This window comes from Neobacillus oceani, assembly GCF_046237595.1.
GTDB classification, from domain to species: Bacteria; Bacillota; Bacilli; order Bacillales; family Cytobacillaceae; genus Bacillus_D; species Bacillus_D oceani.
The window spans coordinates 314,211-331,142 of the sequence record NZ_CP143543.1 but is presented as its reverse complement, the minus strand read 5'-3'; the positions used below and the strand labels follow the sequence as shown (position 1 = coordinate 331,142).

The following is a 16,932-nucleotide window of genomic DNA, read 5'->3' as shown; positions in this document are numbered from 1 at the left end:
TTATCTTACTAATCCTTTCCCCTGTTTACAAATTCCTTGTTCAATCATTCAGCGATTACTTTCCGAAATTTGTAAATTATTATTGTACCAAAATTTTTCGGGTTGACTTGAAAAATAATTATATTATACAGTAAGATGAGAGAATATTTTTTAAATATGCAATATTTTAAAAAATATTTACCAACTTTGCAAAGGGGGAAATAGTATGACGGATGGGGTGCTTCAACTCATATCGATTGGGATATACATGGGTGCGATGCTTTTTATCGGCTGGTATTCCTATCGTAAGACCAGCAACCTTACCGATTACATGCTTGGGGGACGCTCTCTCGGTCCTGCGGTAACGGCATTGAGTGCCGGTGCTGCCGATATGAGCGGATGGCTGTTAATGGGGTTGCCTGGGGGTATCTATTTATCCGGTTTAGCCGATGCATGGATCGCGATTGGCCTTACAACTGGTGCTTACATCAACTGGCTTTTGGTTGCGCCGCGCCTCCGCGCATACACAGAGGTTTCGAACAATTCGATTACGATTCCAAGTTATTTGGAAAGCAGGTTCAAAGATGGAACAAAGCTTTTAAGAATCGTTTCCGGCATTGTTATTCTTGTTTTCTTCACTTTCTATGTTTCTTCCGGATTTGTTGCCGGAGCCGTTTTCTTCGAGAGTTCTTTCGGGACAAGCTATCTGACAGGGCTGTATATTGTTGGCGGAGTTACCGTTGCTTACACATTATTTGGCGGATTCCTTGCCGTAAGTTATACAGACTTTATCCAGGGCTTGATGATGCTGATTGCTTTGCTGCTCGTTCCGGCTATCGGAATTTTTGCAACAGGCGGCCCTTCTGAAACATTTGAAACAGTCAGGGCTGTAAATCCAGCCTTCCTGGATCTTCTAAAAGGAACAACACTCATTGGCATCATTTCAGCTGCGGCATGGGGACTTGGTTATTTTGGCCAGCCGCATATTATCGTCCGCTTCATGGCGATTACGGATGTGAAGGAAATTAAAAATGCCCGCAGGATTGGTATGGGCTGGATGATTTTCTCTCTTATTGGAACTATTTTCACCGCGCTTGTCGGTATCGCCTACTTCCAACAAAACACAAATGTGAAACTCGACAACCCGGAAGCAGTCTTTATCGTTCTTGGCCAAATCCTGTTCCATCCGATTTTGGCGGGCTTTATGCTGGCAGCGGTTCTTGCGGCCATCATGAGTACGATTTCTTCACAGCTAATCGTTACATCAAGCGCACTTGTTGAGGACCTTTACAAAATCCTCGTCAAAAAAGATGCATCAGACAAGCATCTTGTCTTTCTTGGCCGTATGTCTGTCTTGGTTGTCTCACTTGTCGCGGCGGTATTGGCATTAGACCAGGACAACACCATCCTGGACCTTGTCGCCTATGCGTGGGCTGGATTTGGCGCTTCCTTCGGTCCAATTATCCTCATGAGCCTCTTCTGGAGAAAAATGACCAACTGGGGCGCCATCGCCGGGATGGTCGTCGGAGCCGTCACAGTCATTGTATGGTCCAACTATAACCTTGGCAAAGTCTTTTTTGGCGAAAAGCTTTATGAAATCGTTCCAGGCTTCATTCTCAACCTGGTCGTGATTTATATCGTCAGCCTTATAACGTATAAGAAAAATGACCAAATTGAAACCGAATTTGACCAAAGCATGCACTTATTGAAAAACGAATAAGCAGGAGGCCGGGGCCCATTGTGGGCGCCCGGCTTTTTTCTACCCTAGTGAAGCAGAGGACGTGCAAATATTTACTTTCATCAGCTTAAAGCCTATTCTTTAAGGAGAAGAAGATCCTTTTAAGACAAACATTTTAATAGGAGACTATGAAATGGAGAAAAAATCAGCACTAATAGCAGGAGCTACTGGCCTGGTGGGGAATGAATTGCTTCAGCTCCTTATCAATAACCAAAATTACGAAAAAATCTATGCGTTAGTAAGAAGGCCCCTTGAAGTTAAACATCCAAATCTCGTTGAAGTAATTTGTAATTTTGAGCGGCTAGAAGAAGTAGAACAATACTTTACTGTTGACGATGTATTTTGCACATTGGGAACGACAATCAAGAAGGCTAAGACAAAGGAAGCCATGTATCGGATTGATGTGGAATACCCTATTGCTATGGCTGAATTGGCAAAACAGAAAGGCGCCACACATTTTCTAATCGTCAGTTCTTTTAATGCTGACAAGAATTCACGTTTTTGGTATCCAAAGATAAAGGGAGAACTCGAGGAGAAACTTAAAAAAATCCCCTATGAAGCTATGTCAATTTTCCAACCTTCCCTACTATTGGGCGATCGTGATGAATTTCGCTTTTTTGAAAAAATAGCAATTGGTGTTGTTCGCGGTTTAAGTTCAATTTTTGGCAGCCAATTAAGGAGCCGGATGGGGATAGATGCAAAGACAGTTGCAGCCGCTATGTTTCTCGTTGCCCAGAAAGAAACAAAAGGAATCCGAACCTATTCCGTTGGAGAGATGGAGAATATCAAAAAATCTAATCCTTTGGCTTTGGAATAAATTTTTGAATTTAATGCAATCAAATTCGCAGAATAGCTTAAACCCTGGTTTACAGCACATAAAAAGCGCCCAACACATTGCAAAGAATGAGTTGAACGCTTTCTTTTTTTCGATCGGGATGACAGGAATTGAACCTGCGACCCCTAGCACCCCATGCTAGTGCTCTACCAAGCTGAGCTACATCCCGAAATCTAATATGGCATTCCGAATCGTTTTATGTACCTGTGTCCCCGCCTCAGGAAGCTTACGCAAGTCACGGCTCGGCGGGTACAACTCGCAGCTTATTCATGGATGCGCAGCTCGTCTCTACCAAGCTGAGCTACATCCCGAAATTCAATATGGCATTCCGAATCGTTTTATGTACCGCCATTTAATTGGCAGTTCACAATATTATTATAACTTTTTACCCATCGGTTTTCCACCTTGATTTTCCCCAAAATTCGCACGGTTCCGACAAACGGAATTCAATCAAACGTTTGATTGAATATTCCGGAATAGCTTTCGGGCTTGGGCTTATGTGATTTTTCCAATGAGAAAATTGTAAGTATTCGTCAGAAAAAAAGCAGGCAGGGAATATCCTAACGGGTTCGGTTTTCGAGTACAAAAACTTAATTCGCACACTAATTAGCAGTCCCATTCGCAACTGAATTGGACTGTATCTTTTTATTGATATATCAGGGATCTCTGTACGTTTTATGGCGTTTTAGCACTCGAATTCGCACCCCTTTTAACAGAGTGACCTAAGTTATTGTCAGTGTGCGAATTCGTATGATAATTGCTATGTGACATACAAAGGGTCTTTGAAAGAGATTTCTTCAATGAAAACTCTTGAATACTCTTATGAAACATCTGCTGGAAGTGGAAGTGGTATAAGGGAATTTGATGAACCATCCACAGAAGTTACATTTAAGATTATGGGAAACTCGGGAAATGGAGCAAAAGTAATTGAGGATGAAGTGGTACAAATAAATGTTAAATGGGATGATTTTGAAGAGTCATTTGAATTGCATAATAAAAGTAAATAAATTTGTTGAGCAAAAGGATGCGTTGATCAAGGAAGGATTAACGCATTTTTTATAGAAGTCTTTATTCAACAAACGGCGCAGTTTTGTTAAAGATCATTGTGGGAAACGTATTACAAGTAAATTTGAATTTTTTGGTAAAATCCCTAATTTGGCTCGGAAAAGCTGAAAAGATGGCCATTGAGTTAGCGGGGTTAGATTCATTTTTAATATTTGAAGGCAAAGAGGGTATTCCTTCTTTGCCCATTTTTTTATTTATATTGACGTGTTATAGTGACTTAGTGTACTATTTGGTTAATGCAATAATTATCTGAATTTTCATAAAAGGGTGAGAATACTATGCGGCAATGGTCAGCTTTGTTTATTAAAGATTTCAAGTTAACAAGAAATGTATTTTTGATAGGACTCGTCATGGATGTATTGATTGCTATGTTGACACTTTACTTGGGGAGGGTAGCGGACGATTCATTGCTCACGTTTATACCCTTAGCGATTGCTGCTGCTATTCATGTGATTTACGTTCCATTTATTGTGTTTATCGGTTTGAAGTCGGAGGGTAACCATTTGTCTTTATGGCTGAACAATCCCCAACCAGTTTATAAATTGTTGTTGAGTAAAATAGCGAACGGCTTGATGATGACTGTGATTTCATTAGCTTTACTGTATGCGTTGTCTGGACTGTTGATCGTACCTAAGTTTAGCTTAATTGAGCCGTATTGGATGGATGCGTGGAGAATGGGATTCTTCATCTTTCCTCAAATTATTTGGATTTCTATTGGTCTTAGTGTATGGATTATGATTCTTTGGGCCCTTTACCAATACCTCAAATTGAAAATCGGGCGTTGGAGTTGGGCAGTGGTTGCTGGTACGATTATCCTTTCTGGAGGGATAGATACATTGCTTAAAACCTCTAAACTGTATCAACTCGTTACGGAATGGGGGGGCATTACCTATAAGTTTCCTACGATATTATCGGGTCCGATTCAAACCTACGTAGGGGGATACGTATACGACTCCATCATTATCGTTGGATTATTCATACTAACCGCGTGGCTCGTGGACAACAAAGTTGAGGGATAATTATGAATGAATTTAATGGTTCAAAGCCGATATATTTGCAATTGGCGGATCGAATACACCGACAAATTATAAGCGGAGAATTGAAAGCAGGCGAGAAGCTTCCTTCGATCCGCGATATGGGGATCAAATACAGCATGAATCCCAACACTATTCTGCGTTCATACAGCGAGTTGGAGCGCGAAGGGATCTTGGAAACGAAGCGAGGTCAGGGCACGTTCGTTTCAGAACAACAAGATCTCCTAGTTCTACAACGTGAGAAGTTAAAGCATGAACAAATTCAACAATTCGTTAACGTCATGCGAGAAATGGGATACAGCCCCTCAGAGATTCTATCAGGGCTGGAAAAGTATTTGAACAACATTGAGAAAGGGGATGAGTGACATGATTCAGTTGACGAACGTTACGAAGAAATATTTAAAACGGACCGCGCTTAAGGATATCTCATTGACGGTGCCTCTAGGTAAGATCATTGGTGTTGTAGGTGAGAACGGCAGCGGGAAGTCGACGTTATTGAAATTGATTTCCGGACTATCGATTCCTTCGAGCGGTAGTGTGACGGTAAATGGAGAGAAGGCCAATCGAAGAACAGGCAAAGTTGTTTCTTATTCCTCAGATCTTGGAACCTTTTATCCTATATTCACTGTAAGAGAAGCTATGCGTTTTCAGGCTTCTCAATTTACTGACTTTAACCTTGCTAAAGCTGAGGAAATCATGAAGCTTATGCAATTGGATCCTCATATGAAAATCAAGGCGCTCTCGAAAGGAAATCGTGGCCGATTGCAAATCGTGCTTACTTTGGCTAGAGAAGTACCCTACATTTTAATGGACGAACCATTGTCCGGTCTTGATCCGATGGTACGTGAGTCTATCGTGAAAGGAATGATTTCTTATCTTGACTTGAATTCTCAAACCTTAATCATGACAAGCCATGAAGTTTTCGAAATTGAAACCTTAATAGACGGTTTTATTGCGCTTAAAGACGGTTCCTTGCTTAGAATGGCTGACGTGGATGAATTGCATGAGTCAGAGGGTATTCGTATCGCAGATTGGATGAAGAAGACTTATATTAAGAGGAGAGGGGATTACCTATATGACGAGGTATAATAAAATGGGATTGGTTGGCGAGGTCTCGTTGTTACGTCTTTATTTGTTGAGGGGTCTTTACCTTCTTGTGGTTGTGGGACTCGGCTTCACGGTGTGGCCCGATTTCATTAACCGATCAGAATCATGGGAGCTGATGGAGGGGGTGGTCCAATGCATGCTAGTTGCCTTCTGGGCACTGTCCGTCCTAGGGTTGCGGTATCCGTTGCAGATGCTACCCGTACTTTTGTGGGAACTGGTGTGGAAGTCGGTCTGGTTGATCATCGTCGCGCTACCGATGTGGATTTCCGGTCATATGGACAATTCAACCTTGGAAACGGCCATTGCCTGCTTATTGGTCGTCATATTTCCCTTCGTCATCCCTTGGCGCTTTGTGTTTATAAACTACGCGAAGAAGCGAGGAGACAGGTGGGGCTGAGACGGTCAGTTTATTACTAAATACGTCAGGCAACTAAGCTCCTAAAGGGAGAATATCCACTCATCCACAGTGATCGTGGCTTCCAGTACACCTCACATGGCTTTAAACGAAGACTAGATAAGGCAAAGATGACACAAAGTATGTCACGAGTAGGACGATGTATTGATAATGGACCTATGGAATCCTTTTGGGGAACATTAAAATCTGAGAAGTATCATTTGCATAAATATGGGACTTTTGAGGATTTATCTAAAGCAATAAATGAATATATCCATTTCTATAATCATTACCGATTTCAAAAACGACTAAGCGGCCTTAGCCCCTTAGAATACAGGGCTAAAGCCGCTTAGATCCTTTTTATTATTTCCACTGTCTACTTGACAGGGGGCAGTTCATAATGGCTCCGAGCTTTTTTTCGCGCTAATTTTACTGCTAAAGTGTTTGCTAATTCAACTGCGAATTGCACTGCGAAAAGCACCGCTAATTCGAATTTTGTACTTCAAAACCGAACCGGTTAGGAATATCCCCGCCTACGGTTTTTCATATCGTAAATTCATTACCTTTCTGATTAACGTTTCTGGATTTCTTCGGCCAATATTTTATTTACAAGCTGCGGGTTCGCCTGGCCCTTTGTCGCTTTCATAATCTGGCCAACGAGGTAGCCAGTGGCCTTGCTTTTGCCGCCTTTAAAGTCCTCGATGGACTGCGGATTGGCATCGAGTGTTTCATTGACAATTTTCAAAAGGGCGCCTTCGTCTGAGATTTGGACAAGCCCTTTTTCCTTCACTATTTGCTCAGCTTCGCCGCCATGCTCAATCAGTTCCTTGAACACGGTTTTGGCGATTTTCGAGGATATCGTACCGTTTTCGATCAGTTTAATCATGCCCGTCAGGTTCTCCGGAGTAAGTCCAGTTTCATGGAGCTCCTTCTGTTCAGACTTCAAGTATGCTGAAACCTCGCCCATGAGCCAGTTCGATGCCTGTTTTGCATCCACACCGGCTTTGACCGATGCTTCGAAGAAATCAGCCATTTCCCTGGTTGCTGTTAAAACTTTCGCATCGTACTCCGGCAAGCCTAGCTCCGATACATACCTCTCAATACGCTGGTCAGGCAGTTCCGGAATTTCCGCGCGAATCAGGGCTTTCCACTCTTCATCGATTACAACATCGAGCAAATCCGGCTCAGGGAAGTAGCGGTAGTCTTCAGACCCTTCTTTGACACGCATCAGAATCGTTTCTCCAGTCGCTTCATCATAGCGGCGGGTTTCCTGCTGGATAGTCCCCCCTGCACTCACAACCTTGCGCTGGCGCTTTTCCTCAAACTCAAGCCCCCTGCGGACGAAATTGAATGAGTTCAGGTTTTTTAATTCGGTCTTTGTCCCGAATTCCTTCTGGCCAACCGGGCGGATGGAGATGTTCGCATCGCAGCGGAGCGAACCTTCTTCCATTTTCACATCGGAAACGCCAGTATAAAGGATGATCGACTTCAGTTTTTCAAGATACGCATACGCCTCATCAGGGGTACGGATGTCCGGCTCAGACACGATTTCAACGAGCGGCGTTCCCTGGCGGTTGTAATCGACGAGAGACGCGCCCTTTACATGATTTAGCTTGCCGGCATCTTCCTCAAGATGCAGCCTTGTAATGCCGATTCTCTTCTTGTAGCCATTCACTTCAATATCAATCCAGCCGTTTTCGCCAATTGGCTTATCAAACTGCGATATCTGGAAAGCCTTCGGGTTATCCGGGTAAAAATAGTTCTTCCGGTCGAATTTCGTTACGGGCGCAATCTCACAATTCAGCGCCATTGCAGCCTTGATGGCATACTCGACCGCCTTCTTGTTCAGTACCGGCAGGACGCCTGGATAGGCAAGGTCGATGACGGAAGTATTCGAGTTTGGTTCAGCGCCGAAATGGTTCGGGCTGTCCGAAAAAATCTTTGACTCTGTTTTTAATTCAACATGGACTTCAAGCCCAATGACGGTTTCAAAGTTCATTTTGCCATTACCTCCCTAAAGCGCCGGCCGCTGTTTATGATAGTCTGTTGCCTGCTCGAACGCGTAGGCTGCCCTGTAGATGGTACTTTCATCGAAAGGACGGCCAATGATTTGCAGCCCAAGCGGCAAGCCATTTTCAAATCCACATGGCACGGACAGGGCGGGTACGCCTGCCAGGTTGAACGGGATTGTCAGGATATCGTTCGCATACATCGTGAGTGGATCATCAACATTCTCCCCGATTTTAAAAGCAGGAGTCGGGGCGGTCGGGCCAAGAATAAGATCGTATTTTTCAAACACATCGTCAAAATCCTTTTTGATCAATGTCCTGGCCTTCTGCGCCTTTTTGTAATAGGCATCATAGAAGCCGGAACTAAGCGCGAATGTGCCAAGCATGATTCGGCGCTTTACTTCATCTCCAAAGCCCTCCGCCCGTGTTTTTTTATACAAATCAATCAGGTCCTCCGCATTTTCCGTCCTGTATCCGTACCGGACTCCGTCAAATCGGGCAAGGTTCGCCGATGCCTCTGATGAAGACAGCAGATAATATGTTGCCAGGGCGTACTTCGAATGCGGCAAGGAAACTTCTTCGATCACAGCACCCTGCTTTTCAAGAACCTCGAGTGCGGACTTGATCGAGTTTTTGACCCCTTCGCCAATTCCTTCACCCATGTATTCTTTCGGAACGCCAATCCTCATTCCTTTTACATCACCTGTTAAACCGGAAGTGAAATCAGGTACTTCAACGTTGGCGGACGTGGAATCCATCGGGTCGAGGCCGCAAATCGCGCCTAAAAGGTGGGCGTTGTCCTTCACATTCCTTGTAATCGGCCCAATCTGGTCAAACGATGATGCGAATGCTACAAGCCCAAAGCGCGACACACGCCCGTATGTAGGTTTCATGCCGACGACGCCGCAATATGATGCCGGCTGGCGGATGGAACCGCCTGTATCAGAGCCAAGAGAGAATAAAACTTCCCCCGCTGCGACCGCGGCAGCCGAACCGCCCGATGAACCGCCTGGTACCCTTTCCAGGTCCCAAGGGTTGCGCGTCACCTGGAAATGGGAGTTCTCGTTGGAGGAACCCATCGCAAACTCGTCCATGTTCAGCTTTCCAATGGTAATGGCACCCGCCTGGTTAAGCTTCTCCACGACAGTTGAATTGTATATTGGGTCAAAGTTCTCGAGCATCCTGCTCGCACAAGTTGTTTTAAGTCCTTTTGTGACAATATTGTCCTTAATCCCGATTGGCATCCCGGAAAGGATAGTGCCTGGCCCCTGGGCGTCCAGTTCTTTCGCCTTTTGGCGGGCATTTTCCTCATCAAGGGTAAGAAACGCCTTTACCTTTCCCTCGACCTCGCCAATCCGTTTATACGATTCCTCGACTAAATCGAGGGATGTTAGTTCTTTTTTTTGTAAAAGTTTATGTAAATCTGAAAGTGATTGATCAAATAAGCTCACGTTCGTTCCCCCTTATTCGCCTAAAATGGACGGCACACGGAAAAAGCCATCTTTATGGTCAGGAGCATTTTTTAATACTTCTTCGCGTGGTAAGCCCTGCCCCGCTGTATCTTCCCTCAGTACGTTGGTCATCGGCAAAACATGCGATGTTGGCTCAACGCCTTCCGTGTCCAGTTCATTTAATTCTTCAGCAAACCCGATGATGGCATCCAGCTGCTGGGCGAATTTTTCAGCCTCGTCCTGGCTTATTTCAAGCCTTGCCAAGTGGGCGACATGCCGCACCTGATCAAGTGATATCCTTGACATTCCCTATTCCTCCCGTTCAACCATAATACTATTGATAATAACAGAAATTTCTTGTGCTTCGCAATGGAAGGAGGTGTTAACAACAGGCCTGGCGTTGAAAATTGTATTTTCTTTGGTAGATCACATCACATTTTAAAAACTAGGTTCTTATCAACCGGGGTTTGAGCGACACCACTTTGGGATTTGGGCGAATCTTTGTCGCTCATCTTGATTTGTGCGACACCTTTTTAGGATTCTGCCCAATCTTTGTCGCTCATCCGGATTTGTCCGACACCTTTTCGGGATTTCGACCAATCTTTGTCGCTCATCCGAATTTGAGTGACACCTTTTTAGGAATCTGCCCAATCTTTGTCGCTCATCCCGATTTGAGTGACACCTTTTCGGATTTTGCTCAAATCTTTGTCACTCATCCTGATTTGAGTGACACCTTTTCGGGATTTCGACCAATCTTTGTCACTCATCCGGATTTGAGTGACACCTTTTTAGGATTCTGTCCAATCTTTGTCGCTCATCCGGTTTTGTGCGACACCTTTTTGGAATTCTGCCCAATCTTTGTCGCTCATCTTGATTTGTGCGACACCTTTTTGGCTTTTGCCCAAATCTTTGTCGCTCATACCGATTTGAGTGACTTCCTTTTCGAAATTAACCCAATCAATGTCACTCATTCTGACAAACCAACTAACAACAACACAACTAAAAAACCGCATGGATTCAAACCATGCGGCCATTTACTTATTTCTTTTTCGCCTTTTCAGCTGCTGACAGTTCTGCCTTAATTTTCACCATTAAGGAAGTGTTGTATTTCTTTCTAGCCATTTCATCTATTACCTTCTGGGCGTCGGCGGACGTTTTGATAGTTCGTTTGATGTACGCCTTCACTAGGTTTTGGTCCGCGCCCTTATCGGTGAACAATTTTACGGATACCGATACAACAGACAAGGCGGACGGCTTTTTCTTCGCCTTGTTAAATTCATTGACGATTGCCTGGTATTTGCCAATGAACTCAACAGTGGCCTGCTGGGACACCGTGCCCTTTTTATAAGAGGAAAGGGATTTATTCACCGCCACCAATTCCTTTGTTGCCTGCTGGGGGTTGTTGATTTTTAAATCCATCGCCTTTTGCGCGCTGGCAAGGCGGGTGTTCAGGTCGGCAATCCTCTTTTCCCATTCTCCCTTTGAAGGAGCAGGTACAGGCACAAGCTTAGGCTGTTCTAACGAAGGCACAGGCACTGTTGGCGAAGGTGCTGGAGCCGGGGTAGAACCAGGTGGTACAGGTTCAGATACCGGTGCTGGCGTTGCTACCGGACCTGGTTCGGACACTGGCGCTGGTATTGGAGCAGGGGCCAGAATTGGCTCTGCCACTGGCGCAGGAGCCGGAACTACTACTGGCGCTGGAGCTGGAATTGGCTCTGCACCCGGGACTGGGGCCGGAGCCGGATCTGAAACCGGGGCTGGTACTGGTTCCTGGACTTCCGATGGTGCCGGTACGGGCTGTGGTGTTGGTTCCGGCATTGCTGGAGTTTCCACTTTCGTAGCAGGGGCCGGGGCCACATAAACGCCGTAATTAATCAAACCGTTTCCATACAGGCTGTCCACCCCAGGGGAACCAAGATCCTCTGTGTACAGCTTCAGCGTTTCAATCAACTCTCCCGCTGTCTGGCTGGGATACTTTTGCTTAAGGCCCGCAAGCAATCCGGCGACATGGGGCGCTGCCTGGGAAGTACCGCTCATCCGGGCGAATCGATTGCCTGGATAAGTGCTGACGATTCCCACTCCAGGCGCTGCAAAATCAATCTCCGGACCGAAATTGGAAAACGAAGCGAATTGCTTGGCGGAATCAACAGCCGAAACAGCCACGGCATTATCATACTTGGCCGGATAAGAAACCGATGTGCTTTCATTTCCCGATGCCGCGACGACAATGATGTTCTTTTGGCGGGCGGTATCGATCAGGCTATGAAGCACCCGTGAATTTGATGGGGTTCCAAGGCTCATATTGACGATATCCATGCCGTTCGCGATTGCCCAGTCGAGGCCCTCTATTACATCCACAAGTGTTCCGTTGCCGTCGGCTCCCATCACTTTAACGGCATACAGTTTTACATCAGGGGCAATCCCGACCATGCCTTTGCCATCACTTTTCGCAGCAATGATACCCGCGACATGCGTGCCATGGCCGTTGTCGTCTTCATACGATGCTGTATAATCCACGGTAGAGACGCCTCCAGCAATAACAAGTTCTCCGTGGGCGGAAATCCCGGAATCGATTACCGCGACTTTAACTCCCGCCCCCGTCAAGCCATCTGTCCGGGTTTTCGCCCTTCCTGTTACCTGCTGGAATCCGTACTGGTCTTCTTCACCTGCAATCCTGAATGAAACATTCGGTTCTATATAGGCGATATCCTTATCTTTCTTCAGCTCATTTATATCCTTATAGGCCATTGTCACAGCGACAGCCGGGACATTCTTAAATTCGTAATCAACCTCGAGGCTGGTATCGAGCACTTTTTCCTTCCCATCTTCATTCTTGTAAACAATGACAATTTCCTTCTCTACAAAATCGCTTGCCCTTACAGGAGCAGCGAATTGCGCATAAGAGCCAAACAAAACAGCAGAAACAATTCCAACTATAAATGCCATTCGAAACAAGCGTGGAGCATGCTGCCAATTCGCCTGATGGATGGGATCTTTCCTCAATTAATTTTCCTTCTTTCATATAAAGAATAACCATTGGCAGTTTCAGATATTAATTGTATCGGCAAAATTGTTTGATAAGGTTATAGAATCGTTTATATAGAACTCTCTTTAAATGGCTATTGCTTTCCACTGCGGGCAGATGTCAGCTTTGACTACTTTATCGATTTCTGCTCCAGCAGCGGCTCATACATCATAATTGCATTGTTTTCGGTTATAAACTCTTCATCAATAAGCTTGTGCTTCCTGTTATAAACCTTGCGCCACAGTTCATTGTGGCGGATGTAGCCTCCCCAGTAAGCAGGCGTGATGCTATGATCTTTTTCATATATATGATACGCATAAAGCTGCGGCTCGGCGCATCTCCACTCGCCGACGAGATCCGTATCGGTCAGGCGGACATGCAGCTGATACGGCACGTCTGTCTCGTTTTTAATCTGCAGATCGAGATAGTTGTATGCGCATGTCGCCCCGCTTCCGAATGGCTGCGTCCGATTGGAATCCGGGAATACATCGAAGCTGTGGCGATGCCGTTCCGTCACAGTCAACGGCGTATGGAGCGCCATCCAGTAAATGAGGTTGGACAGCTGGCAAAGCCCGCCGCCAATCCCTTTCGTGAAGCGTCCATAATGGAGGACCATCCCTTCGACATAACCCTTGCTCTTTGTCGGGTTTCCGATGAGTTTCCAATACGAGAATGTCTCGCCTGGCTGAATAATGATCCCATTCAGCCGTTCGATTGCAAGCTTCAGGTTTTTGATTTTGTTGTATTGATAAGACATATCGACACCCTGCAGCTTCCGGAGCAGCGGGGTCTGATGTCCAAATGCCGAATAGGGCAGGAGGACTCTTTGCCGTGTCTTCGCATATTTAGTGCTGTTGAAAAGCCACCCCATATAGCGCTTGGATGTATAATACATTTTGCCCATCTTTATCCTTAGTGGTGAACGTTCTTTTGGCCTCAACGCAACCGGGTTCATAAAATAGCTCCCTTTCAGGTGTTATTTCCAGAAAAATTCCACCCAATTCTAACTTCACCAAATATCGTAATCCGTTTTCACTAAAAAAGAAAGACCTATTTTTCCTGGCAATTTTCTCCAAAAAGAATAGGAACCCGGTCATTCGGATTCCTAAATCTTTTATCGTAAAAATTCACTTGCGGAGGAAGCTGCCCAATTTTGCAAAAAAGCCCTTTTTGGTGGCCCCAGGGGCATTTTCCGGCTCATCACTGCTTTTCTTGATAAATATTTCTTCTTTGTCAACTGCGTAGCTGCAGGCAAGCACCAGCCCAATATCCGTATCGTGTTCCTGATTTGCCACAATCGTGTACTCTATGTTATTTTCATTCGCCGTTTTAAGATATTTGGAAAATTCCTTATAGGCAATCGTCCCGTTCAAATACAAGTGGGCATCAGGATAACCCTTCATATGCTGTTCCACTTCAGGGTAAGTGCCTGGTTCATAAACCTGGCTTCTCGTGAGCGCGACCAAGATCCGTTCCCGGATTGTTCCTAAAAACCGGCGCCTTTCTCCAGGCTTTATTTCCTTTGGCCCGTGAATCCCCTGCTTAAGAACATCATCAACCGTTGGCTTGTTCATCTCCATCCCCCCATTCGCTATTACTATTTATGATCATTCCCTCTATTCTGTGCGGGATGAATCTTTTTGTCCACTTAAATGCTGTGGGATAAAAGGAATGTTTGTATACCCTTATCCAATAGTAAAAACCTCATTAGTAAACCTTTTTATGTATAATCGAATTGATTATAGCATTATTTATTTTATTGATTTTATTCAACTTGGACTGAGAGTTATTTTTTATACCGACCGGAAAAAATGTGGAAATTCCTCAGAGCCCCTCCTATCTTGCCGCCTAGTCTCCGGACTCTTTTTTCGTTTTTTGTTAATCCGCATACCATTGCTGTCAGTAAGGATTTTCATTGGTTTTCATGGAACTGTTACATTTTTGCAGCCCAATCCGTTTTTATTATTGAAGGGGGGGTTCAATTGAGTAAAACGTTTATTGAGTTATATGATGAATATTTTGATGATGTATATCGATATGTGGTCGTCAAGATAGGCAACAAATGGGATGCCGAAGACATTGTGAGCGAAGTTTTTCGTAAAGCTTATGAAAATTGGGGGCACCCAAGCAATCCCAACAATCCAAAAGCATGGATTATAGCCATTGCACGGAACACTATTATAGATTTTTACCGAAAAAAGAAGAGCCTTCTGATCGGGGAGGAAATTGACTCATATTTTACACCAGTTCCCTTTGATGACCCGTTCGATGAGTCAAGGGAAATGGAGTGCCTTAAAAAAAGCCTAAACCACCTGCCAAAAGAAGATCTCGAGGTTACAAACTTACGATACTTTGGTGGTTTGAAATTTAAGGAAATCGCCCTTATTTTAAAAAAGACTGAAGAATCCCTTCGTGTAAAATCCAATCGAATCACAAAAAAACTCGGCGTCCTCGTGAAAAAATGTTTGGAGGAATTCTAAATGGATGAGGAAAAAATTGAACGCTCATTATATGCCTTACGGAACCAAATCCATGTTGACCATATGTTAAAAGAAAAACTAAGGAAAAAATATGCCAGGAAGCAGAAAATCCGCCGCTGGAATAACCCGTGGATATACGGGTTGTTTGTCGCAAGTGTACTCATCGCGTTGTTCTTTGGCAACTTCCGGGGAGAAGAGGTTAAGGTGGTTAAGGCCGATTCACTGAATATTTCAAATGCCATTTCATTCTTGGACATTGGCAGTGGCGAGATTGAGGCCTACGCTATCCACAATGGTCACCTTTTTGTATCGATTAAACAGAAAGGAGTTTTTGAAATTACGGAGGATGGCTTCCAGTTGGCAGCCGATGTTACAGCCGAGAGCCTTCGTCTTTCCGATAACGGGGAAAAACTGCTCTTTTCAAATGGCGGCAGCATTTTCATCCTGGACTTGAAGACGAAAAAGAAGGTAACCGTTGCTCCCATGGCTTCTAACACAACCTATTCACATCCGGAATGGAAAAACGGCGATGAGATATTTGCTGCGAAACAAACGGGTTCCAAAAATCAAATCGTTAAGATTGATATGCAAACGAATAAAGAAAGCTCCATTACAGACGGTTCCGCGCCTGTCTACAGTAAAGAAGAAAACACATTGGTCTTTAGCCGGGGCGGAAATATATTGGTCAAGGACTTGAAAAACGGCAATGAAAGTATTGTTGACCAAGGAAAAGACCCCGCCGTGTCGATGGATGGCCTGTACATTACGTATATAAAAGAGACTTCCAGATTTGATGACGTCTGGATTGCCGACCTCAATTTGGACACGAAGAAGAAGATAACAGCCAATCCTGCTCGAATGGATGACCCAACCAAGGGCATGTACAGCTATCATTTGCCCCAATGGGATTCGGGGCGGCATACGCTTTTTGTTTTAAAGCAGCAGGAAGGATTTCCAGTGAAAGTCATGAAAATTTCTTTAAGCGAAAAGGAAATGGGTCCGGAAGAAACGGTAGAACGGTACCTTCAGGCTTTGATCAACAGGGATGATGACTATGCAAAAACCCTTTTGGAAAGTCCTCCTGAATTTCTAACCATTTCAAACCCGCATCAGATCGGGTACCGAATCATCAATTCGGAAGTAAGCAACAACATGGCAACAATTCAAGCTGAAGTTCAGTGGACCTATACCGCCGATGCATATTACCAGATTTCCAACTATGAGTTCAGCCTCGTGAAAAAGGATGGACATTACCGGATAAATCAAGTTAACGAGATTTCAAACAAGCAAATCACCGGGGCGGGAAATGAAGTAAAGTCCATTGAAGGAGAACAGTCGGAAACGCTCTTTTCCGTGGGGGATATACCGAAGGAATACATCCCAGCGGAAAATATCCGAATCAGCTCCCTGGCGGAGATTCCTGGTACCGGAAATATTGTGTTCAGCCTTCAGGAATATGAATTGGAGGACCGGAATTCCACCGTCCAGCTTTTAGTCTTTGATCGAAAAACAAAATCATTCAACCCGCTTGCCAGACTATCATCCCCGGGAAAAGACATGACGATCAAACAGCTTTCCATCGATTCATCTGGCCGATATGTGGCCGCTGATACCTTCCCTGGTTTGGAAAGGCCGCGCGTGTTCATCTATGATTTACAGGAAAAGAACCAGCTTGCAGAGTTCGATCATGCGTACTCTAAATTCTGGCAGGGTGAAAAGCTGGTGCTCAGTAAGATTCAGGACAATGGGGAAGTGCTGTACGAGTACACTCCAAAAACGGGGCAAATAAGCGGTTATTAAGTAAAAGAGGCTGCC

At 44.7% G+C, this 16,932-nt stretch carries 17 protein-coding genes, 1 tRNA gene and 1 pseudogene; 10 read left to right on the top strand and 9 right to left on the bottom strand.

The window, feature by feature from the left end; genetic code table 11:
* The first annotated feature begins 205 nt into the window (after positions 1 to 205).
* Complete coding sequence (gene putP / locus V1499_RS01790) at positions 206 to 1,699, top strand: sodium/proline symporter PutP (protein ID WP_409273292.1); 1,494 nt, start codon at positions 206 to 208, stop codon at positions 1,697 to 1,699.
* A gap of 151 nt (positions 1,700 to 1,850) precedes the next feature.
* Positions 1,851 to 2,534: an NAD(P)H-binding protein gene (locus tag V1499_RS01785; RefSeq protein ID WP_409273290.1), complete on the top strand. Its 684-nt coding sequence runs from the start codon at positions 1,851 to 1,853 to the stop codon at positions 2,532 to 2,534.
* 113 nt (positions 2,535 to 2,647) lie between these two features.
* Here V1499_RS01785 and V1499_RS01780 read toward each other — a convergent pair.
* Positions 2,648 to 2,721: transfer RNA gene (locus V1499_RS01780), tRNA-Pro, on the bottom strand.
* A gap of 631 nt (positions 2,722 to 3,352) precedes the next feature.
* On the opposite strand from V1499_RS01780, the gene V1499_RS01775 reads away from it, so the two are divergent.
* The 6 genes and pseudogenes from V1499_RS01775 to V1499_RS01750 form a co-directional block, all read left to right on the top strand.
* Positions 3,353 to 3,559, top strand: a complete 207-nt coding sequence (locus tag V1499_RS01775) for a hypothetical protein (protein WP_409273288.1) — start codon at positions 3,353 to 3,355, stop codon at positions 3,557 to 3,559.
* A 336-nt stretch (positions 3,560 to 3,895) separates the two neighbouring features.
* Positions 3,896 to 4,636, top strand: a complete 741-nt coding sequence (locus tag V1499_RS01770) for a hypothetical protein (protein WP_409273286.1) — start codon at positions 3,896 to 3,898, stop codon at positions 4,634 to 4,636.
* Positions 4,636 to 5,016, top strand: coding sequence for a GntR family transcriptional regulator (locus V1499_RS01765; protein WP_409276201.1), 381 nt, complete (start codon positions 4,636 to 4,638; stop codon positions 5,014 to 5,016). Before V1499_RS01770 ends, V1499_RS01765 begins: the two co-directional genes overlap by 1 nt.
* Before the next feature lies 1 nt (position 5,017).
* A complete protein-coding gene (locus V1499_RS01760; protein WP_409273285.1) occupies positions 5,018 to 5,740 on the top strand; it encodes an ATP-binding cassette domain-containing protein in 723 nt (240 codons plus the stop codon).
* Entirely contained in the window at positions 5,727 to 6,155 is a 429-nt protein-coding gene (locus tag V1499_RS01755; RefSeq protein ID WP_409273283.1) for a hypothetical protein, read from the top strand. The genes V1499_RS01760 and V1499_RS01755 overlap by 14 nt, the downstream gene beginning before the upstream one ends.
* Before the next feature lie 38 nt (positions 6,156 to 6,193).
* Positions 6,194 to 6,505, top strand: a pseudogene (locus tag V1499_RS01750) (transposase); the annotation flags it as partial.
* A 218-nt stretch (positions 6,506 to 6,723) separates the two neighbouring features.
* Here the strand turns inward: V1499_RS01750 and gatB are convergent.
* From gatB to V1499_RS01710, 8 genes are all read right to left on the bottom strand, one after another.
* Complete coding sequence (gene gatB, locus V1499_RS01745; RefSeq protein WP_409273281.1) at positions 6,724 to 8,151, bottom strand: Asp-tRNA(Asn)/Glu-tRNA(Gln) amidotransferase subunit GatB; 1,428 nt, start codon at positions 8,149 to 8,151, stop codon at positions 6,724 to 6,726.
* Positions 8,152 to 8,166: 15 nt separating this feature from the next.
* Positions 8,167 to 9,612 carry an Asp-tRNA(Asn)/Glu-tRNA(Gln) amidotransferase subunit GatA gene (gene gatA, locus V1499_RS01740; protein ID WP_409273279.1) on the bottom strand — a complete coding sequence of 482 codons (1,446 nt, stop codon included), beginning with the start codon at positions 9,610 to 9,612 and terminating at the stop codon, positions 8,167 to 8,169.
* 12 nt (positions 9,613 to 9,624) lie between these two features.
* Positions 9,625 to 9,918 carry an Asp-tRNA(Asn)/Glu-tRNA(Gln) amidotransferase subunit GatC gene (gene gatC, locus V1499_RS01735; protein ID WP_409273277.1) on the bottom strand — a complete coding sequence of 98 codons (294 nt, stop codon included), beginning with the start codon at positions 9,916 to 9,918 and terminating at the stop codon, positions 9,625 to 9,627.
* Between the two features lie 329 nt (positions 9,919 to 10,247).
* Complete coding sequence (locus V1499_RS01730) at positions 10,248 to 10,379, bottom strand: hypothetical protein (RefSeq protein ID WP_409273275.1); 132 nt, start codon at positions 10,377 to 10,379, stop codon at positions 10,248 to 10,250.
* A 21-nt stretch (positions 10,380 to 10,400) separates the two neighbouring features.
* Entirely contained in the window at positions 10,401 to 10,583 is a 183-nt protein-coding gene (locus V1499_RS01725) for a hypothetical protein (RefSeq protein ID WP_409273274.1), read from the bottom strand.
* Positions 10,584 to 10,650: 67 nt separating this feature from the next.
* The gene (locus tag V1499_RS01720; RefSeq protein WP_409273272.1) at positions 10,651 to 12,615 is read right to left on the bottom strand and encodes a S8 family serine peptidase; all 1,965 of its coding nucleotides are present in this window, start codon (positions 12,613 to 12,615) and stop codon (positions 10,651 to 10,653) included.
* A gap of 152 nt (positions 12,616 to 12,767) precedes the next feature.
* Positions 12,768 to 13,592 carry a VanW family protein gene (locus V1499_RS01715; protein ID WP_409273270.1) on the bottom strand — a complete coding sequence of 275 codons (825 nt, stop codon included), beginning with the start codon at positions 13,590 to 13,592 and terminating at the stop codon, positions 12,768 to 12,770.
* Between the two features lie 172 nt (positions 13,593 to 13,764).
* Complete coding sequence (locus tag V1499_RS01710; RefSeq protein WP_409273269.1) at positions 13,765 to 14,211, bottom strand: YueI family protein; 447 nt, start codon at positions 14,209 to 14,211, stop codon at positions 13,765 to 13,767.
* Between the two features lie 408 nt (positions 14,212 to 14,619).
* Here V1499_RS01710 and V1499_RS01705 point away from each other — a divergent pair, with 408 nt between their 5' ends.
* Positions 14,620 to 15,117 (top strand): RNA polymerase sigma factor, encoded by a 498-nt coding sequence (locus tag V1499_RS01705; RefSeq protein ID WP_409273267.1) that lies wholly within the window; start codon positions 14,620 to 14,622, stop codon positions 15,115 to 15,117.
* Complete coding sequence (locus tag V1499_RS01700) at positions 15,118 to 16,917, top strand: TolB family protein (protein WP_409273265.1); 1,800 nt, start codon at positions 15,118 to 15,120, stop codon at positions 16,915 to 16,917.
* The last annotated feature ends 15 nt before the right edge of the window (positions 16,918 to 16,932 follow it).